Source organism: Nostoc sp., assembly GCF_036919675.1.
Lineage (GTDB): Bacteria > Cyanobacteriota > Cyanobacteriia > Cyanobacteriales > Nostocaceae > Nostoc.
In genome coordinates this window covers 45,096-70,936 of record NZ_JBALCP010000077.1, presented here as the reverse complement: position 1 = coordinate 70,936, position 25,841 = coordinate 45,096, and the positions used below count along the sequence as shown (strand labels likewise).

At 42.9% G+C, this 25,841-nt stretch carries 17 protein-coding genes and 3 tRNA genes; 10 read left to right on the top strand and 10 right to left on the bottom strand.

Annotation, left to right across the window (positions count from 1 at the left end; translation table 11 throughout):
* Window positions 1-102: 102 nt before the first annotated feature.
* The 4 genes from V7K49_RS16110 to V7K49_RS16095 all read right to left on the bottom strand — a co-directional run bounded on the left by V7K49_RS16110 (window position 103) and on the right by V7K49_RS16095 (window position 2,590).
* A complete protein-coding gene (locus V7K49_RS16110; protein WP_335206407.1) occupies window positions 103-1,704 on the bottom strand; it encodes a TROVE domain-containing protein in 1,602 nt (533 codons plus the stop codon).
* A gap of 37 nt (window positions 1,705-1,741) precedes the next feature.
* Window positions 1,742-1,867, bottom strand: a tRNA-OTHER gene (locus tag V7K49_RS16105).
* Window positions 1,868-2,202: 335 nt separating this feature from the next.
* Window positions 2,203-2,329, bottom strand: a tRNA-OTHER gene (locus tag V7K49_RS16100).
* A gap of 127 nt (window positions 2,330-2,456) precedes the next feature.
* A tRNA-OTHER gene (locus tag V7K49_RS16095) sits at window positions 2,457-2,590 on the bottom strand.
* Between the two features lie 399 nt (window positions 2,591-2,989).
* Here V7K49_RS16095 and V7K49_RS16090 point away from each other — a divergent pair.
* Complete coding sequence (locus tag V7K49_RS16090; RefSeq protein WP_335206405.1) at window positions 2,990-3,715, top strand: hypothetical protein; 726 nt, start codon at window positions 2,990-2,992, stop codon at window positions 3,713-3,715.
* A gap of 24 nt (window positions 3,716-3,739) precedes the next feature.
* On the opposite strand, the gene V7K49_RS16085 is transcribed toward V7K49_RS16090, so the two are convergent.
* Together V7K49_RS16085 and V7K49_RS16080 are read right to left on the bottom strand one after the other, a co-directional pair.
* Window positions 3,740-4,882, bottom strand: coding sequence for a quinone-dependent dihydroorotate dehydrogenase (locus V7K49_RS16085; RefSeq protein WP_335206404.1), 1,143 nt, complete (start codon window positions 4,880-4,882; stop codon window positions 3,740-3,742).
* A gap of 14 nt (window positions 4,883-4,896) precedes the next feature.
* Window positions 4,897-5,292, bottom strand: a complete 396-nt coding sequence (locus V7K49_RS16080; protein ID WP_334870151.1) for a hypothetical protein — start codon at window positions 5,290-5,292, stop codon at window positions 4,897-4,899.
* Window positions 5,293-5,425: 133 nt separating this feature from the next.
* Between V7K49_RS16080 and V7K49_RS16075 the strand changes: the two genes are divergently transcribed.
* From V7K49_RS16075 to V7K49_RS16055, 5 genes are all read left to right on the top strand, one after another.
* Entirely contained in the window at window positions 5,426-8,347 is a 2,922-nt protein-coding gene (locus V7K49_RS16075; RefSeq protein ID WP_335206403.1) for a sensor histidine kinase, read from the top strand.
* A gap of 565 nt (window positions 8,348-8,912) precedes the next feature.
* Entirely contained in the window at window positions 8,913-9,050 is a 138-nt protein-coding gene (locus V7K49_RS16070; RefSeq protein ID WP_335206402.1) for a hypothetical protein, read from the top strand.
* Between the two features lie 260 nt (window positions 9,051-9,310).
* Window positions 9,311-11,143, top strand: coding sequence for a vWA domain-containing protein (locus V7K49_RS16065; protein WP_335206400.1), 1,833 nt, complete (start codon window positions 9,311-9,313; stop codon window positions 11,141-11,143).
* A gap of 20 nt (window positions 11,144-11,163) precedes the next feature.
* Window positions 11,164-13,911, top strand: a complete 2,748-nt coding sequence (locus V7K49_RS16060) for a tubulin-like doman-containing protein (RefSeq protein WP_335206399.1) — start codon at window positions 11,164-11,166, stop codon at window positions 13,909-13,911.
* Window positions 13,912-13,941: 30 nt separating this feature from the next.
* Complete coding sequence (locus V7K49_RS16055; RefSeq protein ID WP_335206398.1) at window positions 13,942-16,998, top strand: hypothetical protein; 3,057 nt, start codon at window positions 13,942-13,944, stop codon at window positions 16,996-16,998.
* Window positions 16,999-17,521: 523 nt separating this feature from the next.
* On the opposite strand, the gene V7K49_RS16050 is transcribed toward V7K49_RS16055, so the two are convergent.
* Genes V7K49_RS16050 through V7K49_RS16040 form a run of 3 tightly spaced genes read right to left on the bottom strand, consistent with a single transcriptional unit; the run spans window position 17,522 to window position 21,714 of the window.
* Entirely contained in the window at window positions 17,522-19,009 is a 1,488-nt protein-coding gene (locus V7K49_RS16050) for a nickel/cobalt transporter (RefSeq protein ID WP_335206397.1), read from the bottom strand.
* An 18-nt stretch (window positions 19,010-19,027) separates the two neighbouring features.
* On the bottom strand, window positions 19,028-20,428 hold the full coding sequence (locus V7K49_RS16045; protein ID WP_335206396.1) for a tetratricopeptide repeat protein: 1,401 nt from the start codon (window positions 20,426-20,428) through the stop codon (window positions 19,028-19,030).
* A gap of 5 nt (window positions 20,429-20,433) precedes the next feature.
* Window positions 20,434-21,714 carry a DUF4331 domain-containing protein gene (locus V7K49_RS16040; protein ID WP_335206395.1) on the bottom strand — a complete coding sequence of 427 codons (1,281 nt, stop codon included), beginning with the start codon at window positions 21,712-21,714 and terminating at the stop codon, window positions 20,434-20,436.
* 1,045 nt (window positions 21,715-22,759) lie between these two features.
* On the opposite strand from V7K49_RS16040, the gene V7K49_RS16035 reads away from it, so the two are divergent.
* Both V7K49_RS16035 and V7K49_RS16030 read left to right on the top strand, forming a co-directional pair.
* Window positions 22,760-22,954: a DUF2256 domain-containing protein gene (locus V7K49_RS16035; protein WP_094350216.1), complete on the top strand. Its 195-nt coding sequence runs from the start codon at window positions 22,760-22,762 to the stop codon at window positions 22,952-22,954.
* A complete protein-coding gene (locus V7K49_RS16030; protein WP_334723157.1) occupies window positions 22,954-23,907 on the top strand; it encodes an isoaspartyl peptidase/L-asparaginase in 954 nt (317 codons plus the stop codon). Before V7K49_RS16035 ends, V7K49_RS16030 begins: the two co-directional genes overlap by 1 nt.
* Here V7K49_RS16030 and V7K49_RS16025 read toward each other — a convergent pair.
* The gene (locus V7K49_RS16025) at window positions 23,869-24,135 is read right to left on the bottom strand and encodes a hypothetical protein (protein ID WP_335206394.1); all 267 of its coding nucleotides are present in this window, start codon (window positions 24,133-24,135) and stop codon (window positions 23,869-23,871) included. The two genes, V7K49_RS16030 and V7K49_RS16025, sit on opposite strands and share 39 nt — an antisense overlap.
* A gap of 167 nt (window positions 24,136-24,302) precedes the next feature.
* On the opposite strand from V7K49_RS16025, the gene V7K49_RS16020 reads away from it, so the two are divergent.
* Complete coding sequence (locus V7K49_RS16020; protein ID WP_335206393.1) at window positions 24,303-24,908, top strand: nitroreductase family protein; 606 nt, start codon at window positions 24,303-24,305, stop codon at window positions 24,906-24,908.
* 94 nt (window positions 24,909-25,002) lie between these two features.
* Entirely contained in the window at window positions 25,003-25,761 is a 759-nt protein-coding gene (locus V7K49_RS16015) for an ABC transporter substrate-binding protein (protein WP_335206392.1), read from the top strand.
* Window positions 25,762-25,841 lie beyond the last annotated feature (80 nt).

Below are 25,841 nucleotides of genomic sequence, written 5' to 3'. Positions count from 1 at the left end.
CGCCACGCTTCGCGAACGGCCCCGAAAGGCAAGTTGCGAACAGGGATAACCCGCCATGAAGCATGAAGGATAAAGTGTTTATCATTTACCCTTCAGCAATATCTACAACTCATCCGTAGCCAGCATTTGGATGATCCGAGGCGTACCCGGATCAAACCCTGACAAATCCCAAGACAGCGAATCTTGAGGATCTACCAAGGTAATTTGGTAAGGTGTCAAGCTGACATACACCGCCTTGACGTTGGGATTCACCTTTTTGCGGTATTCCTTCAACGCTTGACTTGGATGCTTATTTCCAGCCCAGCTTTCTGAGTCAGTCCAAAAGCAGACTACATCCGCCTTGAACTTATTCTTAATCATCCAGTCGTAAGCCACAGATGCATCTGTTCCACCAAAGTTTTGGTTGCTAGCTTTGCGAACCGCAGAACTAAAACTATCTTTGGCAGTGATACCTAATTCACGGAATTCCGTAGCAAAGCCGCGAATCATGTAGTTTTTCTCTGCTTTTGCTGTTACTAGTGCCATTGTAGTGGCAATTTCACAACAACTTAGTCCCATATCTGCAACCAAGCTACCCATAGAACCAGAAACGTCTACGGCGTGCATGAACACTTTACGTGTGGGTTGCACAACATCAAAAGACAGTTCAACCGCCTTTTCTAAAATGTCCACAATCCGAGGAACTGGGTTCCAAGTTTTCTTACTGCGTCCTAATGTTCCACCAGATTGATAAGTTTTGAGTGCTTTCAAAACATCAATCGGATGGATGCGACCTTTACGCAGATGTTCTCTGCGATTAAGAACTGTTTCCACTTGCAGCAAATTGGCGCTTTCATCAGCTCGCAACACGCCCAGTTCAGTTAAAGAACCCAAGTTACGCAGCATTGCACCTATTGGCATTTCCTGAAATAGCAGCTGCCAAGCAAGCTTGTCCATTTTGCCCACAGGTGCAGCCATTTCGTGGGTTAAGCGTCCTTGGGAAATAGCTTCATGGGTTTGGGTGGGATTTCGCTTGAGCCATTCATACCACCAAATCTGCGCCAACGCCTCTGAGGGAATGTCTGCGGGCAATTCTTCCCAGCCTCTAACTACCCACTCAAATAGTTGACGGTGATTTTCTGTAGGCGGTTTGACATGGAACAACCGCAATGCATCTCGGTGGGAGAAGCCTTGACGCTGTTGATATTTCAACAGTTGATAAGCTAAACCCTTGACATCTTCCCGTGAGAGCCAAGTTTTACCAGCTTCCCGCACGACTTTGCCAAATCCCCGCAGAGATTTGGTGTAATTCAACCATTCGTAGAAGTGGCTACCAGTGCGGACAACTTGCGGGAAGATTTCACCAAAAGCCTGTTTTGCTTGTGGTGCTTCACCCATCGACAGCAGCACCAAAGCTAAGATAGGCGCACTGTTATTGATGGCGCGTCCATCGCTAGCATAGAGAATTTCTTCTGCCGCACGGCTGGGATTTTCGGCAACTGCTTGTCTGACAACTGTCACAAAATCCTCAGTTAATTCCTGCTTTCCGCCATAGTAAGTGCTTTTTGCTGTGCCAACCAACAGACAACGGCGTAGCATCTTCCAAATGCCAGCATTAAACATCCAACCGCCGGAACGTCCCTGAACCATTTCTGCTTCCCGTCCGGGGATAGGCTGATTTTGGGGTGTTGTAGTTTTTTTGTTAGTGAAAAAATTGTAATTCATCGTTTCATCTCCCGGCCCTTGCGGGCAAAAAGGAAAGGTGGCAGAGCAGGATTTGAACCTGCGACATCCGGCTTAAGAGGCGATAATCCTAATTCGTCGGCCTTTTCAGGCAAGGTGTGAACAAGGATGTTTTTCGGCGCTCTACCAACTGAGCTACCTGCCACATGAAAATTTTGGATTTTGGATTTTGGATTTTAAATTTAATCTAAAATTATTTGGTGTAGCGGAGCGAGATTTGAACCCGCGACCTCTCGAACCCGATTCGATAACCCTAATTCGTCGGCCTTTTCAGGCAAGGGGTGAACAAGGATGTTTAGCGCTCTACCACTGAGCTACCCGCCACATGAAATTTTTGATTTGAGATTTTAAATTAAATCCAAAAGCCAAAATCGTTCGACTGAGCGATTTGCCTTGAGCGTACCCCTACGGGGAAGCAAGCCACGCACAGCGTCTCCAAGAGTTGCCGAAAGGAGCCGAAGTCTAAAATCTAAAATTAATTGGTGTAGTGGAGCGGGAATCGAACCCGCGACCTCCCGCTTGGCAGGCGATAACCCTCAATTCGTCGGCCTTTTCAGGCAAGGGGTGAATAAGGTTTAGGCGCTTTAACCACTGAGCTACCCACCACATGAAAAATTTTAGATTTTAAATTTTAGATTTTAGATTCAATCCAAAATCGTTCGACTGAGCGTACCCCTGCGGGGAAGCAAGCTACGCGCAGCGTCTCTAAGAGTTGCCGAAGTCTGAGATTAGTTTGGTGTAGCGGAACAGGATTTTTACCTGCACCTCCAGAAGTTTGATCAAGGGTGTTTTAGTTATATGCGATAACCCTCGATATGTCGGCCTTTCCAGGCAAGGTGGGCGCTCTGTCATTTGAGCTACCCGCTACTGGTGAAAGCTAACTTTCTAATGAAAGTTGACTTGTATTATTAATGTAGTATACGTATTATTTGTTGTCAAGGGGCTAGAAAGCTAATTTAGAATTATTGCTTTGGAAAGAGAAGTCTGAGTGGCACAAGCGAGCTGCTACTCAGAATTTCGGGGGAATATTATCCACGCTGGATTGCGATCGCTCTGGTCAAAACTTTCTTATTTTCTCTCTTGAAAAAACTTTTGCCCGATCGCAGACCAATATTAGATAAGTTGCAAGTTTAGAAGGTTATAACACCCACTAAATAAAGGTTTTGCCGACATTTTGCCACAACTTGGCCAAAATATACAAAAAAGTGGGCCAATTTTTGCCAAGATAATAATATTATTTCCCAAAATTCACTTGGCAAAAATCGGCATGAGTGAAAAACCCATAGAAGATAACGGCAAGGCTTTTCTCGTTCTACTTTTGCCCATCTCGTTTTTGATTATTTTCCTGGTTGCTACCTGGAGAATTTTACTGGCGGTAATTTTCCTGGTAATTGGCTTCAAGCTTTGGCAGGAATATCAATGGCAACAGTGGACTGTACGAGTTAACCCAATTTTTCATCAATTGGTTCGTGAAAATCAGGGCAGACTTACGCCAATGGACTTGGCAATCAGGGGCAATTTTCCTGGAACAACGGCAAAACGCTACTTGGATGGTAAAGCCTCGGAATTTGGTGCGAGTATACTCAACTCTGAAGAGGCGGGGCAGTCTTATTACTTTATAACTGCCAGCATTCTTGGGAATATTCTTGATAGTAGTGAGCCTATTAAAGAACTTCCTGCTCAACCAGTTACTAAAACTGCGCGATCGCTCCTAGCACCACCACCAACCCTACAGGAGGAAGAACTAGAAACCGAATCACTCCCACAGCCAATCCATGAGCCAGCTAAACGATCGCTGGAAAAACAGTTAGTTTTTGGCTCTCTGATCCAATCTGAACTTGCCAAACGGCTAAATGTCTATTCCAGCACGGTTTATAAACGGCGAAATGATCCAGAGTTTCCAGAGTGGAGTCGCAGCAAAGACCCTGATGGTATTGCCTGGTCATACTCGGAAAAAACTAAGGAGTTTTTCCCAGTGGAGGAAGAAGGATAACAATTCAAAATTCAAAAATATTAATTACTTTTGATTTTTGAATTCTAAACCCACAGCTTCGTTGATAGAATTTAATCCGCTCTGTTCTAGTAGGACAAGCAAACCTAAAAGAATTCGGCGTACCATCAATGGGCCTTCGTAAATCCAGCCTGTATAAACCTGGATCAAGCTAGCACCAGCAGTAATTTTTTCCCAAGCATCTTCCGGGGAAAAAATGCCACCAACACCAATAATCGGGATTTGTCCTTGGGTTTGCTGCCAAATAAAACGAATTACCTCAGTGGAGCGATCGCGCAATGGTTCACCGCTAATTCCGCCAGCTTCTGACTGGGGTGATTTGCCAGTTTGGTCAATTATCTGGGTTTTCAGTCCATCACGGCGGATGGTGGTGTTGGTGGCGATAATTCCCGCCAGTTGGTAGGTTTTAGCCAAAGAAATAATGTCAGCGATCGCAACCCAATCCAAATCTGGCGCTATCTTGACAAAAATTGGCTTTTGTGGATGATTTTCTTGTTGCAATAATTCCAAGATGGTACTGAGCATAGAAGCATCTTGGAGCGATCGCAACCCTGGTGTATTCGGGGAAGAGACATTAACAACAAAATAGTCTCCCAAATCCTTGAGTAAACGAAAACTATCGAGATAATCCTGTGCGGCGGCTTCCAGGGGAGTTACCTTAGATTTACCCAAATTGATCCCTATGGGTATTAACTGGACGTTATCCTGCTTTTCCTGTCCCAAACGTGCCGCCATTGCTGCTGCACCGCCATTATTAAAGCCCATGCGATTGAGAGCAGCTTTGTCCAACGGCAAGCGAAACAAACGCGGACGCGGATTTCCTGGCTGTGCGTGAAAAGTTACAGTTCCTAGTTCTGCAAAGCCAAAACCCAGGTTAGACCAAATGCCAGCAGCGACTCCATCTTTGTCAAAGCCAGCTGCTAACCCTACAGGATTTGGGAAGTTTAGCCCAAACAAATTTTGTTCTAGGCGTGAATCGTATAGACATAAGGACTGCTTTAGGAGTTGGTTTACCCAACTAGCTCTTTGGTGAACGCCTGTTTGGGATAGCCAATTAAAACTGCGAATCGTCTGCTGGTGTAACCACTCTGAATCGGTTTTTACCAGATTGAACAAAAGCGGACGAATGGCAAGTTGATAAATATCCATTTTAATCTCTAATACTACCCGAATTCGGTAGACTGCCGCGCTTGCTTTATAGCTTGTCGGAATTCCTCTCTGGCTTTTTGGAGTTCCTCTTTAGCTTGCCGTGCTTCCTCTTTAGCTTGCCGTGCTTCCTCTTGAGCTTGTCGGAGTTCTTCTCTAACTAGCCGCACTTCTTCAGCAATCTGCCGCATTTCTTCGGCAGAATTTCTTATTTCTTCAGCAAGCTGCCGGCTTTCTTCAGTAGAATTTCTCATTTCTTCAGCAAGCTGTCGCTGCTCCTCTTGTAAAAGCCTGACATCTTCAGCAGACTCACGCTCCTTTTCTTGTGAGAGCCTGCTATCTTCAGCAGACTCACGCTTTTCCTCTGAGACTTGTCTCTGCTCTTCTTGATCATCGGACGAAGTTACGCCCATTTCTTTAGCACTCCCTAATCTAACTTCAACGAACCTGTTACTTAGAACTTTCAGCAAACACCCGTGGCAATATTACTCAGGGTGCTTTTCTGGGCATCTTATATATTACAAGTTATGTAAACCAATAAATCAGATGGGGCAGCCGCAAAAACCTATAGCCGCCGAACAGCAGATCCTCTCCTTGGGACGCGTCCTCCAGAGCCTTAGGGAAGAAGAAGATGTTGACGTTCTGATTGAAACTACTATTTCTTATCTTAAGGAACAGTTTGACTACAGACTGATTTGGATTGCTCTTTATGATCGTCTGAATCACATTTTATTCGGGAAAGGGGGCATCACACCTGATCGTGACACGAGCTTTTTACGACAAAGGGTTGTTCTCAGTCCTGGGGATTTATTAGAGCAAGTGGTGATTGAACAGCATCCCTTGGGCATAGCGGATTTGCAAACTGAAATCCGCGCCGCAGATTGGCGAAAAGTTGCAGAAAAATTCCACATCCAGGGAACCATTATTTTACCTATTCGCCATAAAGACCGCTGCTTAGGTTTGCTGTTACTGGGTTCAGAACGCTGGGGCTACCTACTCACAGGGGAAGCAAAAGCACGTTTGATGATGGTTTTAGGTGAATTGGGGGCAGTGCTTTATCAAAATGAGATTGATTTGCAGCACAAGCAAACCAAGAGAACCGACGAGCCATTATTAGAATTGCTGGAAAATTTACGCACCCTGACTAACCTTAATCAAAAACTTGAAGCAGCGGTGCAAGCAACTCATAAATTTGTCTCCCCCAGTCGAACAAATGTTTACTGGTTTGAGCGAGAAGGGCGCTACTTTTGGTGTCGGATGAGCAATCAGCTGGTGAAAATCGATCGTAATTCCAGCAATCAGCAAGCAGCAGGAATTACTGTACAGGAGTTGAGCGACTTTTATTATGCTTTGGCAGTTAACCAAATTGTCTCGATTGGTGATGCCCGTAGTTCCTTAAAAAGCCATTTTACGGCAAAATTGCTGCAACGCTTGAAGGTGCGATCGCTCTTGGCAGCTCCGATAATTTGGCAAAAGAACTTGCTCGGTTTTCTGGCGGTGGAAAGCAATGAACCTCGAATCTGGACGGAGACAGACAAAAATTTCGTCCAAGGTGTTGCTGGTTTAATCTCCTTGGTTGCACCCGCTGAAAGCATGGAAAGCACCGTTAAACAGATTCAAGAGGATGCTCAACTGACTAGCCAAGTTGCCCAAGGTATCTATAGCGAACATGACCTTCAGGAAACTTTACACAGCTGTGCTAAGAGAGTTTTAGCTCGATTAGCAGCCACCCGCTTTTTATTGTTGCAGTATGACCCTGAGCAGAATAATTATCAATTTATTTACCAAAGTCAGCCCTATAATCGCCGAGCATTGACATTTACGCTTCATCCTCTCAAAGAATTAGATGGGCAGCTTTTGCAACGTTCAACTCAAGCGGTGGAAATTGAGAACTTAGATGAAGATTTACGCTTTTTTAACTGGCGTCCCTTTTTATTAGAAAATGGTGTGCGATCGCTACTTGTTTGTAAATGTACTCACGAGCATATACCAGTAGCGCTTTTGGTGATCACTCACGAAAACCATCGTTCTTGGACAACTCTGGAAAAGGAATTACTGTGGACCGTTAGTCAACAGATTGGTGTCATTCTTCGTCAGTGGCAATTACACAACCGCACCACCCAGCAGCAAAAAACTTCCCAGGCATTTGAGGAATGCCTACGCATCCTGACACAATCCCAGAACAGCAAAATCGAGGTCAAAAAAAAGCATTTAGAACGGACAGCACTCGAACAAATAGCATCAATTTTGGGCTGTCCCCTAGCGATACTGCTATCCTGGTCACCTGGTGAAAGTTGGGCAAAAATTATCCCTGGAGTGATTGAAAATAGTAAATTTGGGATTTTTTCCGATGCATCTATTCCTATCCAGGCTGAAGCCTTAATTCAGTGGGCCCTTGCTACGGAGAGTTACCTGATTTTGAAGGTAGATGATTTACCCCCAGAAACTCGAAAATGGTTGAATGCTCCAGACAAAGGTCAAATTTTGGTGATGGCATTACGTACCAATGCTGATTATGAAACCACAGGTGTAGTCTTGTTGGCAGACTATCAAGAGTGTCGCTGGTCAGAACAAAACCTCAGTGCGACAGTAACTCTGATTTCTCAATTAGCCTGGTGGCGTCGTGAAAAGCAAATTACCCGACTTCTAGAATCCACAACAGAGGAATTACGACAACTCAACTGGTACAAACATCGTCGCTCAGAGGAAATCCAAAGAATAACAGCGCACTCCCTTAGACAAATACATGATTTGGGCATTCCTGCTAATGAACTTACTCAGATGCGCTACCAGCTATTGCTGCGGCAGTTAGACCACACAGCCACCTCCATGAGTGGAATGCTAAAACTTGAGCACTGGCAACTAAACATAAGTTGGGAAACTATAACCATAGCCAGTTTAATGAAGCGATCGCTCGAACGCATCGAAAATTTAGTCAAACAACAAAAGCTGTGGATTGGTGTACATGGTTTGGGACAACAGATTGAGGAGCAATCGCCAAAGAACTCTTCATTAGCTAAAGGCGTTCCTACCTCAAACACTCAATCTTCAATGGCGATCGCTGGTGATATTGTCAAAATTGAATTAGTTATCCATGAATTATTGGTTACTGCCTGTAACCGTTCTCAAATCGGCAGCAGAATTGACATTTGGTGTCGCTGTTTAGATGTATCTAAAACTGTAGATCCAAATTATTCTTCTGCAAGTACAGTGGCTGAACATCAGACATCTCTAGAACTGTCGATTACATATAACGGTGCGATCGAACCAGAGCTACTAACAGAGCTACATAATAATACACCCAAAGATGTGCTTGCTGCCTCTAACCTTGACCAACCACCAGGTTTACATCTGCTAATCTGCCAAAATTTCATGCAGAAGTTAGGAGGACAGTTGAATTTCTATCAATTACCAGATAATCGAGTAGTTAGCCGCTTGCTGTTGCCATTAGTTGGTGATGATTCTTAGTAGCATTTTTCCTTCGCTTCCTTTGCGCCCTTTGCAGTAGCCTACGGCAAGCCTTACGGGTGAAGCTCGTACCGACGCTCGATTACTCGCTAACGCTAACGCCAGTTCCTTTATGCCGGGGAACCTTTCCACCAGACTGGCTCACCGCTTTGCGTCTACATTAAAAAAATTGACTTTGAGAAAGAGTTAAGCCTTAATTGAACCGGATTAACTTATTGACTACAAGCATTAACAATTTATCCTTGTCACTGTCAAGGTTAATTAAACGGAAATATCAAATCATCTTGGCAATTATCTCAACTATTTTGGATATATTTACTGACTTCATCAAGAAGCTAGTTTTGAGTTTTTAATGGCTCAAATATCTCCAAAAAACGTGACATTCTTTTTTAGAATAGTTAGTATATAACTTGATAAAACACTTATCAGTATTATTCCTTTTGGATGTAATATAAATTCACGTTTTCAATCCAGAAAAAATAATTAACTAACCAAAAGCAGGGCTATTAATAGGATTTATATAAGAAAAATTAGTAATTTCTCCCTTAACGTTGCTTTACCAACAGTGAACAATTGGGAAAATAAAGACAGTAATTTTCTAAAGCTTGTTGTGCAGCAGATTGAAGTTTTAGTAGAAAAACTTGGTAAAAAAGATCAAGATATATGGGCTAAAGCTCACCAAAAAAAATTTACTTGTATATGATATTTATAGATTTACATAGTTAATTAAAGTCTTATATCAGTTTTAGTATAGCAGCTTAAACTTTCTTTTTTAGGTAATGAGATGAAATCAGGACATCAAATCATAACTCTCGGATTGTCGATTCTAAATTTACTACAAATAGAAATAGATGGATGGTATCAAAATATATGCACATATATTAAGCGGATTAAATTTAAACTCTTAAACTACAGCTTTGAGGAAGACCAATATAAAATTTATCTGCCTGGAGAAATCTATCAATGAGTTTTAGATACTTCAAGCATTGGTTGAGATTTAGTTCAGTCCAAAGCATTATTGTTTTGGCTCTAGCATCAATTTATAACTTGTCTGGTGCATCTGCTCAGACTACTCCTAAAGGTGGAATTGACTGGATTTTAGTAGTAGATACTTCTGCTTCCATGCGTGGTGTAGGTGGAACAAAAAATATTTTTGAACCAGTAAAGAATTCTATTACTGAATTTGTTAACACCGCCAGATTAGGCGATACCGTTACTATCTATACTTTTGACAAAGATGTAACTTTAAATGCAGATGATATCAAGATTACCAGTAATCCAGACAGAGGTAAACTCAAGCAAATAATTAGCTCACTTCAGGCTGAGGGTGTGCGGACTCATACAGGTAAGGCTGTGCAAAAAGCGCTGCAACATTCCGCCCTGTTAAACAAACGTGCTGATGCTCTTGGTCGGACTGTCAGCATAGTATTTCTGACGGATGGATTGGAAGATGTGCGTGGTATTCCTAATCCCGTTCTCATTCCTAGTAATACCCAATTTTTACGTGAGCAACAATGCAAACCCTATATATTTTTTGTGTCTTTAGGATTAAAAGAACACGAAAAGCAACTAAATGACTTTGCTAGTAATCCAGCGCTTTGTGGGAAGGGGCAGGTATTGCGAGATCCGGGAGGAGTTCAGCTCAACAAGCTGGCTCAAAATATCCGACCAGTACTGATTACACCTAAGCTTGATGTCAATTTACCCACGGCCAATTTGCAGCCAGTATTACCTGGAACAACTACTGAACCGCTCAATATTAATAGCATCAGTAATGTCAATGCTAAGGTAAGTTTGCAACTGGAAGACCCTCAGCAAAGTGGTATTCGCTTAATTCCGCCCGATCGCACCATCAACTTAGTTGCGAATCAAGCAACAGTAATCCCTGTACGTTTACAGATACCAGCAGAGGCAAAGGGGGGCGCTAGTAGCTTGCGCTTGGTGTTGACGATCGCAGATCAAGCGATCGCACCAATTACAATTGATTTACCTGTAACCATTCAGTCAAAACTACAAATACAACCTACACGGATAGATTTTGGCTCAACAGAGGTAGGCAAAAACACTGAAACCCAAACTTTAGTAGTTCGCACCAATATATCTGGAATAGCCAGCTTACAGCTACAAGGCAATTCCAAAGATATTTCGATCGCAGAACCTTCAGCAGCCATATCCTTACAACCAGGAGAAACTAAAATTCCTGTGCAGTTGCAGGTTACTGATAGCAATTTTGCAGGCGATCGCACCTTCACCTTAGTCCTGACTCCAGATAACTCAATTGCTAGTCCTGTTAGTACGGAAGCTCATCTGCATATTTTGATGCCATTGGGACGAAAAATAGTCATTTGGTTGCTCTTAGGGCTGCTGATATTGTTAATCACCCTGATAGTAGTTTGTTTGATTCAACGTAAAACCCCCTTGGAATTAGCCGAAGATTTCCGTACCCGCAAACGCTTAGAAGGAGCATTGGTAGTGCTAGAACCACTGCCACAATCATCCCAAGACGAAGAGATTAGTCTCACTCACTTACAGAAGGGGAGAGTATGCCTGAGTCATTTGATACCAGCTATTGCTGCTACAAATTCTGATGCTGAGTTAGTCACAGTTTGGCGGGCAGGCAAAAAAAATATAGATTTGCGGTGTTTGAAAGGTGTAATTTTTGTCAATACTAAAAAGATAAATACAGATGAACTTTACGACGAGGACATCATCGAGATTGACAACGTTAAGCTGCAATTTAACTGGATTGAACACCAAAGACCCTCTGAGTCAAGCAGTGGGCAGACAAACTTTTGAATAATATCACAGGAAAGTGAATGTTAAGTCCCACGGTTGTGCGTCCCACGGTTGTATTTCGTCCTACCGTTGTTATCGGGTTAGGAGGAACGGGTTATGAAGTCGTACTCAAACTTAAAAAGCGATTCATAGATGTTTACGGCTCAGTACCAGAAGTTATTCGTTTTATTTCAATTGATACTACCGAAAACATCCAAGAACGAGAAAAATCACCTGATGGCACTAAGGTTTTCTTAGAACCTAATGAACTTTATGCAATCTCTGTCGCAAATCCACTACCGCTAACACGTAACGACCACATCGCTGAATGGTGGCCTAGGGACATTTCAGCAGCCAGCCTGATCAGTGGTGCCGGACAGATTCGGGCCCGGGGACGCCTCGCCTTATTTGCTAGAGTCGGCGATATTAAAGGTTTAATTGCTCAAGCAATCAATGCTGTCCGCGAAATTCGCACCAGTAAACAAGCATTTTCAGATAATTTTCAAGTTTCCAGTCGGGATGGTGTCGAAGTTTTTATTGTTGGCAGTTTGGCTGGTGGGACCGGCAGTGGCACATTCTTAGATGTGGCATTTTTAACACGAGAACATCTGAATAATTTTTCTAATATTACGGGGGTATTTGTTTTACCCAGAGTGTTTGCCAATATTCCTCAAACTCACTTGGTGAAGTCTAATGCCTATGGCGCTCTCAAGGAAATCGAACACTTTTGGGGATTGTCACCGTCTAATAGCATTGAGATTGATTATGGGATCACAAAAATCAAAGCCGATCGCCCTCCCTTTGATGCTGTATTTTTAATTGATGGCGTTAACAAAAATGGAACTGTAGTCAGCCGTCCAGACGATTTACAAAATTTAGTTGCAGATGGCTTGTACATCCAGATTGGCTCTCAAATCGGTCTAGACGCTGCTAACGTTGCTGATAACATTCGCGCTTATCTGGCAACTGGTGAAAAGGTTCGAGGACGCAATATAAATTACTGTAGTTTTGGCTTTGCTACTCTGACTCTGCCAGTACAGCAATACGAGCGGATGAAATTAGAGGATGCTCAAAGCTTGCTGAAAAATGAGTTAATCGCATCTACCCCAATAATCGATTTAGAAAGCGACATCGCCCGGTTTTTAGAAGATTGCAAGTTAGCAGATGCTACTACTGTCCTAAATGCGTTGACTGAAAGCGATCGCGGTGGACAAATTAAACCCGAATTCCGAATTGGCGAAATGCGTCACGATCGCACAGCTTTGCCGACGATCAAAGAACTCTACAAACGGCAGTTGGATCAATTTGAACAACGGACGGCTCAAGAATTGGGATTGAATTTTCATCGCTTAGAGCAGACTGCAACTACTGCGATCGCAACTTGGTGGGAGCGGAGTCTCAACCGTCCCAATGGACTAGCTTATGCCTTGCAATTTTTAAGCAAACTTTCTCAAAAACTGGATGAATTACAGCAGAGTGTCCAGCACAAGTCGCAAGAAGCGAAATCCAGTTTCAATACTTTGAAATTAGAACCACAAGAAGAAAAGATTAAAGAAGCCGCAGAAACTTGGTTTTCAAATAAAAATACTATTCAAGCTGCTTGCCAAAGATACAAAGAACGGGCTGACCAAAAGTGGAAGACTTATTTACATTGGAAGCGGTGTGATAAAGCGGCTGAACTCTATGGTGTGCTACGGACTAGGCTGGAAGAAATTCAGGAAAAGTGCCAACGTCTGCATAGCAACTTAGATAAAGTTTATCGAGATTTTGAACAGAGTTATCACGAGGTTAGCCGTCAAAACACTAACGATAATCCCTTTATTCATACCATTCAGCGCATCAATCTGCAATCGAAACGCCCCAAAGTCACTGGTGAAGATTTTATCCGTTGGTATCGAGAACAGTCTCAAACTTTAACGAATTGGTCTGAAAAAAAAGCTGAAGATGTCAAAAATGAAATTCTGAAATTTATAGATGAAGCTTACTATCCCCTCACCAATATGACTGTTGAGCAGGTTTTGGCAGATAGCAATCCAGAAGATGCGGGACAAGATTTGCAACAACTTGGCAAACTCGCAGTTCCTCTCTGGCAGTATGAAGAATCGGAAATTCCCATTCAACAGCAGCACCTAATCACAGAATTTTATTACTACGGAGTAGAAAGTAACAACACAGTTTTTAGCAATCCGCCTCTTTCTAGTCGCTTGCCTAAAGGAAATAATAATCCTTCTTTCGTACCGACAGGTGAACCCCATAAGGTGATGCTGTTTCGAGTGGAAGTCGGTGTCCCCTTATTCGCCTTCAACGGAATGAGGGATATGGAGCTAGCTTACCTAGATCCGAATAAAGTCTTCAAGCACCTGCATCGCAATTGGACAAACTTAGCCAATTTAATTCCTCCAGAAGACGACGGTGGGGCGTTGCGTTGGTTTTCTTTAGCGCTGGCACCGGAACGATATAAATTGATTGTCAATCACAGTAAGAAATATTTTGTTTCTACAGAACAAGCGAAAAGATTAGAGGGCGGAGTTTTGCCTTTGGGAGGCGATCGCAAGTCAGCATTTAAAGCTTTTAAAAGTAACTTGCCTTTAGTCAAGGAAATTGCAAACAAAGTTGAGCTTATTACCCACGAAGACCAAGACAAAGCCAAATTTACTTTACAAAACTACATCAATCACCTCAATCAGGTTTTAAAAGGAGGCAAGGTTGATTCCCAGATTCAAGAACAGGTAGAAATGGAAATCCAGGAAATTGAAGCCTACCTGGAAGATTTAGATGTGATTATTTAGCCCCATAGTTTGCACTCTGAGAGTGTCCCCATGCCAAAACCAACTATTTTACTTGCACTCGATCCTCACAGTGCCGCTTTTTGTGCAGCCATTAAACGGCAACTGCAAGAATTTCCGGCTGCCCAAAGCTGTTTAATTCAAACTTATACCTTAACTTGGGACGGTCAAACTTTTAGCTTTAGTAGCGAGTTAGATCAGTTTGCTGACACGAGTTTTGATCTGGCTCAAACTCATAGTAAACAAGCTTATGTCTCCAAAATCCGTACTCAGTTTAGCGAAGCGACTGGCGAGATCCAAACTGCACTGATTGAATTATTGAAAACGGCTAGTCAATCAAAAGAAGCGATCGCTGCTAAACGCCAAGGAGTGGAAATCAGCAGCACCCATCGAATATATCTCATGCTGTCAGTCAGCAATCAATTTGCTAGGGGAGTAGTTTTTGACATAGTACGCTTGATTCGTTGGCTATTTTCTAAGTACTTTACAGATATTCCTTACAGCTTAGAAGCGTTATTGCTATTGCCAGGGTTATTTACCCAAGCCACAACTGCTGATTACGGCGCTGCTTACACGCTCCTGAAAGAGTTAGATTACAAAATGACCACTGGAGTTGTGATTACAGGTGCCCAAAAAGTACCACCTTTTGATAACTGCTGGCTGATGGACGAGCAAATTGGGGGACTGAAGGATAATTTACCTAGCTATACTGATGCTTTGGCAGGTTTTCTCACCGTCGAACCAGAAACCAATGGCTTATTAATTGGCACACAAAAAGTCCGGGGAAAAATACCCGCTTATAGTGCATTTGGCTATGGAGAACTATTTTTTCCAGGAGAAACAACTATTAACCGTTTGAGTGCTGCCTTAGCTGCTGATATTGTAATGGAGCAGTTTTTACCAAAGGCAGAATTCACTCCAGAGGCAATTCGCAAATGCCTGTTAGATGCCAAAGGATTTATCCTCAGCGAAGATTTCAGCAATGCTTTTCTCGGATTAGAACGAGACAACGGCAAACCAGTTTGGCAAGATTTTAATCCGCGCCTTGAGATGCGTGCTGGCCAGGCTCAGGAATATGGGATGGAATTGCAGCGTGCTTATCGGCAATTTGAAAATAAAGAGCTACTTTCCTATAAGCGCACGCTGGAAAATTGTTGCAAACAATTACAGGCAACACTAACCGCCTTCTTAGACCGCACCATTAATCGCTATGCTGATGCTACACCTAGAGGCTTGCATGAAGGAGCTAGGCTATTAAATATATTAACCTTTTTGTATTTAGAACTGCAAACGGATGCCATTGGCGATCAATCCCAGAATCTGTTTACAGAACTGCGTGCCGCTGAAGCATTTCTTGACTCAAGATTGCAGGTAACAATTGATAAAGAAGCCACTCAAAAGCTGCTCAACCAAGTTCTGTCCTTAAAACTGCGGCAGCAACAATTACAAGATATTTTAGCTGAAAGAAAGTCTGAAGAACAACTGCAAGAGCTACAAACAACTCAGAAACAGCTAGAAACCACAATTGCTGATTATCGCCAAGCATTAAATACAGAAATCGAACAAGCTCGACAAATTCGTTTTATAGCGATCGCTGGCGCTCGTGAACAAGCCGCAGCTGCGATCGTTTCATCTCAAAATCACCTAACTCTCACTGAAAATCAACTTGAAACAGCCACAGATCAGCTAAATGAACTGCTTGCAGAAGAAAACAAATTTCGCTCTCAGTATCTGGTCATTTATCCTATTTTTGTTGCTACTGCTTTATTAGGCTTGCTGATTCTGATCGGAATTTTCAATCAGTCAACACTATTGCTATTATTGCAAAAGTTTTGGGCTAACTTAGTTACCTACCTGCTTTGGAGTGCGGTAACAATTTTGACTTACTTGGGTATCGTTTGGCTCAAGTACAGCACTAATATTCGCGATCGCATTCAAAAGGCTCAGAAACAAATTAAACGACTAGAAAGCACTGTTAAAGCAACCATCGTAGAATTACGCCGCAACTATAATGAACAATTAAAGTTGGAGTATGATTTATACGCCCAAAATCTCCGCGTCGAGGCATTGAATTATCTGATTAAAACAGCTAAACAAAGGGCTGAGACTTTACGGCAAACTCTTACTGAGTTATCTGACATATACAATAATTTGGTTGTTCAACGCGATCAAGCTACGACGAAGTTCTCGGAAATTAGACTCACAGTTCTTACCGATGCGGATATTGATGCTTATTATCAAACTTTCCTGACCACACTAACAACTGAGACATTCACTCAGGAACAAATTAGCCGCTCTCAGGCGTGGAAAATTCCTGCTGAAGCATTTAAAAACCAACTTATCCCCTTTGCTCGCCAGCAGTTCGAGCAATTGAGCAATTTGTCTATTGGGGAAGTATTAAAACAATCAGATTTAATTGCTGCAAACACTGCCAATTTGCGTTTGAATCAACTTTATAATAACGCTAACTTGTTGCTGCGAATTCAGGATATTGATACTAACTTAAACCCAACTTCTCAACGAGAGATTACCCTTTGGGTGGGAGAAAAAGATAAAGAACAAATGTTTGCGTTTTACAGTCGATTTAGTCGCACTTTAACGGCGTTGGTAGCTGAAGATGATCGGCGGTTGTCTATTTTGACCCGTTCGTTGGGCTTTCCGGCTTATTTTCTCAGTCAAATTGAGTTTTATCGAGACTGTTATGAACGGACTCAGAGCGAACAAATCGAGCCAGAAGAAAACATTCCTGATTTAATCCCAGAGGAAATTGGTTCTGGTAGGGAATTAAAACTAGCTTATCAAACCTTGCTTTTAGCGATCGCTCTTGGGCTACTATCCCAGCATTCTCAAGGTGATTATCAATTCAACGGTCGGTCACTTGGTAAAGACCGAGAACAAATTACCTTAGCTTTAGCAACTGAGTTCACCTTTCAGGAACTCTATAGAGATTTAGAAGAACGTATCGAAACATTTGAACGTGATTTTATTTACCATAAGTTACAGGAATTAGGAACATCTGCTTCATATTTAAATCATTACGAAGGTAAGCTTTTAGATCATCTACTCTCAGAGTATAACCCTCTGAATTAGGCATTGTCCGCACGTATGGTTTTGCCGTTTTAGGGCAATAGATGTGAATATCTTCGGATAACTCAATACAGTTCAGTTAAGCATTTATTCCTTCTCTTTGCGTCCTACCCTACGGGAAGCCACTTCTCTACGAGACGCTCCGCGAACGTGTCTATGCGTCCTTCTCTACGAGACGCTGCGCGATGGCGGTAGCCTGCGGCAAGCCGCTTTGCGTCTACGTTAAAAAAATATCCCATCGTAGGGGCGTATTGCAATACGCCCCTACAAATGTAATAAGCAGCAAAAATTACGAGTGCAGAGTGCAAAATGATTTTGTGAGAAGGATTTCAAAGACTCAAATTGAGCCAAAAAAGTTTTTCAGCCTGTGACAAGCTAATTTCAAAGTAGCCTATTATGCACAAAGCAGTTATTAAAAAGAGAAAGATAAATCGTTTCATATTTTCCTCGAAATAAGATTTTTTGACAAACTCATCACTTACAACTAGTACACTGAGTGCTTTTCTTTTGTCTTCTGCACTTTCATCTAGTTCCAGGGATGAGCGAGTAAAGCCTGTGAAGTAATGCCTAAGCCAATTAGGGTGATACATAAGGCGCTTGCGACTGGTAACATTTTTATTTTTGGAATCTGGAATGGTAAATCCTCAAACCGATCCTTGGCGTAGACCAGCATTAACCCGATTCCAGTTAATACTGCTGCTAGACCTAAGCTAAAGGCAGATACCAGCGCTAATCCAAAGCCAATTCGTCCCATTGCGATCGCACTCAACAACACTACTAAGGCTGAAGGACAAGGTAACAAGCCGCCGGATATTCCCAGCGCTAGCAGGCTAGACCACTTCATGGAACTTACATCACCGTGAGGCGGTAAATGTGAATGCTCATGGTTGTGGTGATGGTGATGATCCAAGTCATGGCTGTGTTGATGACTATGTACATGGTCGTGTGAATGAGATACCTGAGTCGTTTGCAATCGAGTGATAAACAAATTCAGACCAATTACAGTTACCAGCACCCCAGAGAGGACACTTAACCAAGGGTACAATTGCTCTGTCAAAATCAACTGGGATGTGCCAAGAGTGACCAGCCCGAGAGCAAATATGCCAGCTGTATGGGTAATCGTTACAATTAGCCCCAGGAATAGGGCATGTTGGGCATTACTACGGGAACCCACTAAATAAGCACCAACTATCGTTTTTCCATGACCAGGGGACAGAGCGTGTAAACCACCCCATAAAAAGGCGATCGCTAGAGCTATTAGAATAGTCAAGAAATTATGATTTTCCTGGGTAATCAGGCTAGTAAAGACATCGTTGCTTCTTCCTGTCAAAGCATTATCTAAGCGGCTGGATGATTTAACAGACGGTGGAGGCGCTTGTTCACTCAATGTTAGAGACGGATTGAGTTTAAAGTCAATCTGACGCTGGTCAAGAGGACTGCTGAGTAAGTCCGTGGGATAATCTCTCAAGCGGTTGGTAATACTACTAGAGGTGAAATCACCTTGAATAGGAACGCCATTTGCAGCAACAGTAATTTCACGCCAGCCTAAACGCTGTGGATAAAACTGATCTTCAAACTCGATTAATTGATTCGCGCCTACTAACTCCGTTGTCCCCTGAAAATTACAACTCAGCCGCAGTGTAGATAATCCTCCTACACCTGGAGGAAATTCGACTGTTGATTTGATCAAAGACAGTGCTTGCAGATGTTTATTGATCAACAGTTCCAGATGTGAGTTGACTTCCTGACATTTCTGATCAGGGTATTGAACAGTCTCTACAGGTTCAGCTTTACGGTTGTGATTAGTATCTAACTGATTAATTTCTTGAAAAGCAGGAATTTCTGCCATGTCTAGAACATAATCAATCCCTACACCATCGGTTGCTACCTGCACTCCTGCGTAGTGATTGATGGTGAAATTGCCTAAAGGATGGGCATTTGCCCTCGGCATCCAAAAAAAACATATTGCGATGATTGCAGTACTCCAAGCGAAGCGATATAGCAGCTTTTTCATAAATAACTCCCTATAGCGTTAGGAGTGGGAGAGGTTATTTTGAGAGACAGAATGCATTAGGTTTGCCAAGACTTGACGAGCTTGATCAGCATACTTGTGATGAAATTGAGGATTGAGGCTAACAGCTTGAGTTAGTCGCTTTACTGCTTCCTCACGGTTATTTAAGTGAAACGCAATCATGCCAGCATGAAATTGCAGCAAGGCATCCTCTGTCCCGAAGCGAGTTGCCCGTTGTGCTGCCCTTTGAGCTTCTTGCCATTGCCCATTAGCCGCAGCTGCCCAAGCCAAAGTATCCTCCGCATATACATCGTCTCGCACTGCTACTTCACTACGGGCAATCTCTAGCGCCTCTGTTAAATGAATTCCGTGTTCGGTGTAGTAGACAGCCATTGCGCGATCGTAGATTCCTTTAACCTTGCTCAGGTAAGCTACCACCCCGATCAAATCTTCGGTTTCAGCTGCGCCTTCCTGGTCTCCCAGAGCTAGTTGAGCATCAGCCTTATACCCCAGTGTTTCTACCTGTGGCATCATTTCTATACCCTGGTTTGCTGCATTCAGAGCATCCTGCCAGCGATGCTGTGCCGCTAAGAGGCGGGCTAATCCTGTAAACGCAGCTATATGCCGTGGGAAGAGGTCAAGAGCTTCCCGATATCGCTGCTCAGACAGGGCTAAATCTCCGGCTGCAAAAGCAAGATCCCCAGTCCGCACATGAAACCAAGCACGAGTTTCTGCGCTCATCGTGTAGAAAGAGTCCATCTCTTGCATAGCCTCATCTAGCAGTTGCCGTGCCAAGGCTAGATTGCCAGTTAACTCTAAGTAACGGGCGACAACTGCGTTCTGACCAGAGTTCGGTTCTTTCTGTGCAAGGTTCTGCAATAGTTGATGAGTTGCTTCATAGTCACCCAACTCCATCTGAATCGATGCCCTCAGCGAGACAATATTGGGATTATCAACAGATGAATTATTTAACACATCTAAAGCTGACCGAAACTGATGTTGAGATAGTAAAGCTGATGCCAAGAGCATGGAGGAAACCTGATTATGGCGCGGCTGTAGTGCCAGGGATCTACGTGCCGCTTGTTCTGCTCGTAACACATCTTCCACATCTGCCATTTCTCGAAAGCGCCTCAAATATTGATCAGCCAACAGACGTAAAAATATTGAGGAATTGGGAGATTGGGCAACTTTCTCTTCATAAACGCTGATAATATGCGATCGCTGTAAATAATCGGGGAAGACTAAATCTGACTGCTGAACTGGTAATATCTGCCTGGAATTAACAGTCAGCAGTTGCACAAGAGAGGAGTATGTGACTAACTTACCATTGGTGTAGCCTAAACTTAGCGCTTGTGTATCAGAGGGTCTTAGTAAAACCAGTAGGCTAGTTAGCGCTAACACCCATAGTATTCGTAGATGCATAAACCTTACAAAGGATTACCTAAATAAGGGAAGGTAGGAAGAAAGTTGGCATCATTAGGCCCAACATTATCGCTAGTTAGCCCTGGAATTTGGCCTGTAGTAATCCCTGTAACTGCATCACCAAAGACAACAGATGCTGTGACATCGATTACGTCATCTTTTGGTCTTCTCCCACCAAAATTGTTGCCTAACTGAGTCCCAAAATAACTACCGCTAGATTTGGAAAGGTCAGCTTGGATAACATCAGGAATCGCCACTGAGATCACTGCATCAGCTATGCCTTGAGGTCTACCAATCGCATTGACAAAGGTTCGAATGAATTGGGATTGATTGCTAGCGTCTTGGGTTGGTGTCTGAATATTACTATTATTATGAGCTTGAAAGTCCATAAAAAGTTCATTCAGGGCTGGAACTGCTAACCGCTCAATCTGAGCAAAATTCTGATTTCTGAATCTAGGAGTTTCAACACTAGTTGTTATCCAAACACCAATCTTACCACTACCAAGCTCTTGCCTGGGTAGCTCGACAATAATTGAGTGGACATTGAATGGGGCTAGGGTGTCTTGTGCTTGTCCAGGTGGTCTAAAGGAAAGAACTTGGAAGGGAGGACTGGGATTAGGCTGAAGGCTATAGTTCCGATCCGGAATGATTTTGAAGAACTGCTCCAAATCAAAAAAGAACGGGTCTTTCCGTGTGCCAACAAAGAACTGCGTGGGGTTAATGCCGTTAATGGAGAATGTTTGGTTGAGTTGCACTGTCGTACTTACTGGAAGCAAAGTTGACGTTGTTCCTATTTGGATTGGAGAAGTTGGGCGGCTGACTGTGACAGTTTGGTTTGAGCCTGTGCCATTTATTTTGAATTGAAGTACGATATCTTCAATACTGTCACCAGTGTTATCAATATTGAACTGATAAAGAACATTTGGATCGAATGGCCTCATTTCACCAGAAACGATCAGAGGGTCAAAATCCATTACAAGGACAACATTGTTGGGGTTTGTAGGACTTTCAAACACAAACAAATCTGTGAGATCCGCAGCAGTGAGTTTAGTGGCAAGAAAGGTTGTGTCCTGGTGGTCTGAAGCCAAAGCTTTAGGGGTTGCATAGATTAGGACTACGAGCAAAATAGCAACAGTTGCCACTAGGGTACGAAAAAAACGAGTAGCTCTAGTCCAATATAGCGATCGCTTGTTCAGAAAAAATACCAGATTTTGCACTAGTTTCTCTATGCGTACCCAGTCTTTCGTTGGTATAAAAGAGGTGATACTCCCAGCATTTATTTTCATAATTGCCCTTCTTGAGGTGTTTTGTATCTTCTATTGTATGTATATATGTACGTGAAAATAGCAAGTTGATAGCAAGTTGATTCATATTTCAAAAAAGACTGCGGTTATTACCGAAGTGCCTCACAGCTTATTGGCTCCTACTAGTACAGCGCGGCAGAAATAAACAACCCATTTCAAATCAACGAAACGTTGACGCTGTATTTCTTTTGACTTTTGACTTTTACTTCGGCTTACCTCGGCTCCGCTCGGTACAAGCCGCTTAGTACAAGTGACTTTTGACTTCCGCGTTGCGCTACTAATCACTTAACAGACCAAAACTTGCTCACTTTTCTTAAAGCTTTAAGACTTATATAATACATATATCCTACATAGGATTTGGGTATTTCAGCTATGTTACTCCACTAATCGCTATTTAGTAGTCCGCATATAGCAGTCCTAAATCATTTGTAAAAATAAATTAACCGCAGAGGCAATAGAGTTGCCAGTGCGTTGGGCGGGTTCCCCGACTTGAAGCAACTGGCGCAACGCAGAGAGAGGAATCGGAGATTTTCACGACTCATTTAGGATTGCTATAGTACTTTTCTATTACCTACAAGTATGTGATTGCGAGTGAAACGTATTCCTACCGAGAAGCAAGCTACACTTTGGTTTCTAAGAGTTGCAATCGCAATGATTTCAGGGAGTTTATATTTCGTTGCATAGTTAGGTTTATTCGTGCCTACCTACTGACAATCTCACTTCTTGATGTTTATCTTATATGTATTGAAGCAGGCAGGAGGCAGGAGCGATTGACAGACCGCTTCAGTGTTTCTCTTTTTCTTTGACAATCCTACCAAAACCCCTCTCTGGAAAAATTTACAGACTTATTTAAGAGTTGAACTATCTGCCCATAGTTTTGTATTCCCAGACAAGTAGCTAAAAAATAAATCCAAAGATAGATTGACAACACATTTGTTCGCCGGAAGTATCCTCCCTTCATAGCAAACTGGTTATAATTATTTTCCATCTCACTCAGAAATCAAATTCTCATCTACACAGTATTTATATGGGACGTGTTCGTTCTAAATCTGACCTACCTACAAAAATCTGTCCGGTATGTCAGCGTCCTTTCACATGGCGTAAAAAGTGGCAAGATTGCTGGGACGATGTGAAATACTGCTCAGAACGTTGTCGTCGTCGCCGTTCTGAAGCTCAAAATGAAACTAACCGCAACACAGACGCAAATAGCGCAAGGGATTAATGGAGTCACAGGTGCAACCTAAATTAATTATTCATGGCGGGGCTGGTAGTTCTCTCCACGGAAAAGGCGCATTGGAGGCGGTGCGCCGATCGCTCCATACAGTAATAGAAGAAGTCTATTCTCTGCTATTATGCGGAGCAACTGCCTCTGAGGCGGTGGTGCAGGGTTGCCAAATTCTCGAAGACAACCCCCGCTTTAATGCTGGTACTGGTTCAGTTCTGCAATCTGATGGGCAAATCCGCATGAGTGCTTCGCTGATGGATGGGGCATCAGGGCGATTTAGTGGTGTAATTAATATCTCGCGGGTGAAAAATCCGATTGAGTTGGCACAATTTTTACAAAACTCCCCAGACCGAGTGCTATCAGATTTCGGATCGGCTGAGTTGGCGCGGGAAATGCAACTTCCCAGCTATAACGCTTTAACTGATTTGCGGTTACAAGAGTGGATACAAGAGCGCCAGGATAATTTTAAAAGCACAATGGCTAACGTGGTAGCAGAACCGGAAATCTTAGAAACCAGCAATGCTGGACGCGGTACCATTGGCGTGGTAGCTTTAGATGCCTATGGTAGACTAGCTGCTGGCACTTCTACAGGTGGTAAAGGCTTTGAGCGGATTGGCAGGGTAAGTGATTCTGCGATGCCAGCAGGTAATTATGCTACTAATAATGCTGGTGTTAGCTGTACTGGCATTGGCGAAGATATCATCGATGAGTGTTTAGCCCCACGGATTGTAGTGCGTGTCACTGATGGTATGTCCCTGAAGGAGGCCATGCAGCGATCCTTTGGGGAAGCCCACCAGAACAAGCGGGATTTGGGAGCGATCGCCTTAGATGTCAGTGGAGCGATCGCTTGGGGGAAAACCTGCGAAATCTTACTCGCCGCCTACCACGACGGCGAAAAAATTGGTGACACCTTAGAATGGACTGACAACGAACTGATCGGCTATTGCTGAATCAGTTTTAGTGCTTCGGCTAAAGTTTCTTGCCAGTCTAACCATTGCGGCTAATTCTTGGGCTTCATAACGCCCTTTCCTGCGGAACGCTGCGCGAACAAAGGCTTCTAGCGCCGCTCTTTTCAGTGCGACTTGATATCCTTGTTGCAGAATATCGATTAATTCTGCTTGATTCAAGTAAAAACCACTGGATTTGCGGCACTTGTTTATTTCGTTGATTTCACGCACCCTAATTTCTATAAAAAAACTACTATTTTTCTATCGATTTATCGTAGTATAAACTTCATTATCTAAAAAAAGCTTTTATTGACGGTTACAAGCCGTTGAAGGCTATTTATGAGCAATCAGTAGTGCATTGCAGTTCATTACGAGTAACAACGAGGAAATCCATTAACATGATTGAGAAACTTGCACAAACGCAATATCCTGTTCATGACTTCATCCGTAGTTGTTGGAGTCCCAGAGCCTTTGCTGACCGTCTCGTGGAGAAGGATAAGCTTCTATCTCTGCTAGAAGCAGCTCGTTGGGCCCCCTCTTCCTACAATTATCAGCCTTGGAGTTTTATCGTTGCTACCAAAGACGACCCGACGGAATATAACCGTTTACTCAGTACTCTAGTTGAGTTTAATCAAGGGTGGGCGAAAAATGCTCCCGTCTTGATTTTGGCTGTTGCTAAAGTACGCTCTGAGGATGGCAAAGCAAATCGACACGCATTTCACGATGTCGGTCTAGCACTAGAAAACCTCATTTTTCAAGCAACCTCTTTTGGTTTGTTTGCCCATCAAATAGCGGGATTTAATGCAGACAGCGCCAGGGAACTATACCAAATTCCAGATGACTATGAAGCTGCTACTGTCGTCACAGTTGGCTATCCTGGTGAGCCGCAAACTCTTTCTGAGGGACTACGAGAACGGGAACTCTCACCCCGTGTCCGCAAACCTTTAAAGGAATTTGTCTTTACTGGACAGTGGGGAAATAGTTCACCTTTGTTAAGCAATTAATTAGGTTGTAGAGATGCAAAATTTCTTTGGGGAAAACTTCTCGTCTCTACGATAAATTTATGCAAGAGTTCTACTATTTTAGCTCTCTAAAATTATGAATAATAAATTCAGTAGGGGTCAGATTTTTGCTGGGTCGTTGCTTAGTATCTTATTGCTAAGTGCTTGTTCTGCCCCAAAGGCTGAATCTCCAACTACCTCTACTCCAGCAGCAACGAGTAGTGCTGCTGGCGATACCTTACGGCTTCTCTATTGGCAAGCCCCAACTATTCTCAATCCCCATTTAGCTCAAGGTAACAAAGACTTTGAAGCTAGTCGAATTACTTATGAACCCCTGGCCAGCTTTGATAAAGATGGTAAACTAGTTGCTTTTTTAGCAGCAGAAATCCCATCCTTAGAGAACGGTGGAGTCGCCAAAGATGGTAAATCAGTGACTTGGAAACTTAAACAAGGAGTCAAATGGTCCGATGGTAAACCTTTTACGGCTGCTGATGTAGTGTTTACCTACCAATTTGTTAGTAATCCATCTGTAGGTGCGACCACTGCTGCTAATTATCAAGCTATCAAAAGCGTCGAAGCTATTGACGACTACACCGTTAAAATCAATTTCCAAAATCTTAACCCAGCTTGGTCGCTGCCGTTTATTGGTTCCAATGGGCCAATCCTACCTCGTCATATCTTTGAGTCATACAACGGTAGCAAAGCTAGGGAAGCTCCAGCTAATCTAATTCCTGTTGGTACTGGTCCTTATAAAGTAGTAGACTTCAAGCCTGGTGACATTGTTATCTATGAAGCTAATTCCTTTTTCCGAGAAGCCAATGGAGAAACTGAAAATTTGGATAGTTCTGAACTTTGATTAGGCGATCGTTTAAACATAAATATCTAGTTTCTCAGATGTTCTACATTTAATTTGTATACTTTTAAATTTTGAATTTT

What these genes read in the sequence shown, in the direction of transcription:
- V7K49_RS16110 (WP_335206407.1), bottom strand. Translation starts at nt 1,704, where the DNA reads ATGAATTACAATTTTTTCACTAACAAAAAAACTACAACACCCCAAAAT.
- V7K49_RS16090 (WP_335206405.1), top strand. Translation starts at nt 2,990, where the DNA reads ATGAGTGAAAAACCCATAGAAGATAACGGCAAGGCTTTTCTCGTTCTA.
- V7K49_RS16085 (WP_335206404.1), bottom strand. Translation starts at nt 4,882, where the DNA reads ATGGATATTTATCAACTTGCCATTCGTCCGCTTTTGTTCAATCTGGTA.
- V7K49_RS16080 (WP_334870151.1), bottom strand. Translation starts at nt 5,292, where the DNA reads ATGGGCGTAACTTCGTCCGATGATCAAGAAGAGCAGAGACAAGTCTCA.
- V7K49_RS16075 (WP_335206403.1), top strand. Translation starts at nt 5,426, where the DNA reads ATGGGGCAGCCGCAAAAACCTATAGCCGCCGAACAGCAGATCCTCTCC.
- V7K49_RS16065 (WP_335206400.1), top strand. Translation starts at nt 9,311, where the DNA reads ATGAGTTTTAGATACTTCAAGCATTGGTTGAGATTTAGTTCAGTCCAA.
- V7K49_RS16060 (WP_335206399.1), top strand. Translation starts at nt 11,164, where the DNA reads ATGTTAAGTCCCACGGTTGTGCGTCCCACGGTTGTATTTCGTCCTACC.
- V7K49_RS16055 (WP_335206398.1), top strand. Translation starts at nt 13,942, where the DNA reads ATGCCAAAACCAACTATTTTACTTGCACTCGATCCTCACAGTGCCGCT.
- V7K49_RS16050 (WP_335206397.1), bottom strand. Translation starts at nt 19,009, where the DNA reads ATGAAAAAGCTGCTATATCGCTTCGCTTGGAGTACTGCAATCATCGCA.
- V7K49_RS16045 (WP_335206396.1), bottom strand. Translation starts at nt 20,428, where the DNA reads ATGCATCTACGAATACTATGGGTGTTAGCGCTAACTAGCCTACTGGTT.
- V7K49_RS16040 (WP_335206395.1), bottom strand. Translation starts at nt 21,714, where the DNA reads ATGAAAATAAATGCTGGGAGTATCACCTCTTTTATACCAACGAAAGAC.
- V7K49_RS16035 (WP_094350216.1), top strand. Translation starts at nt 22,760, where the DNA reads ATGGGACGTGTTCGTTCTAAATCTGACCTACCTACAAAAATCTGTCCG.
- V7K49_RS16030 (WP_334723157.1), top strand. Translation starts at nt 22,954, where the DNA reads ATGGAGTCACAGGTGCAACCTAAATTAATTATTCATGGCGGGGCTGGT.
- V7K49_RS16020 (WP_335206393.1), top strand. Translation starts at nt 24,303, where the DNA reads ATGATTGAGAAACTTGCACAAACGCAATATCCTGTTCATGACTTCATC.
- V7K49_RS16015 (WP_335206392.1), top strand. Translation starts at nt 25,003, where the DNA reads ATGAATAATAAATTCAGTAGGGGTCAGATTTTTGCTGGGTCGTTGCTT.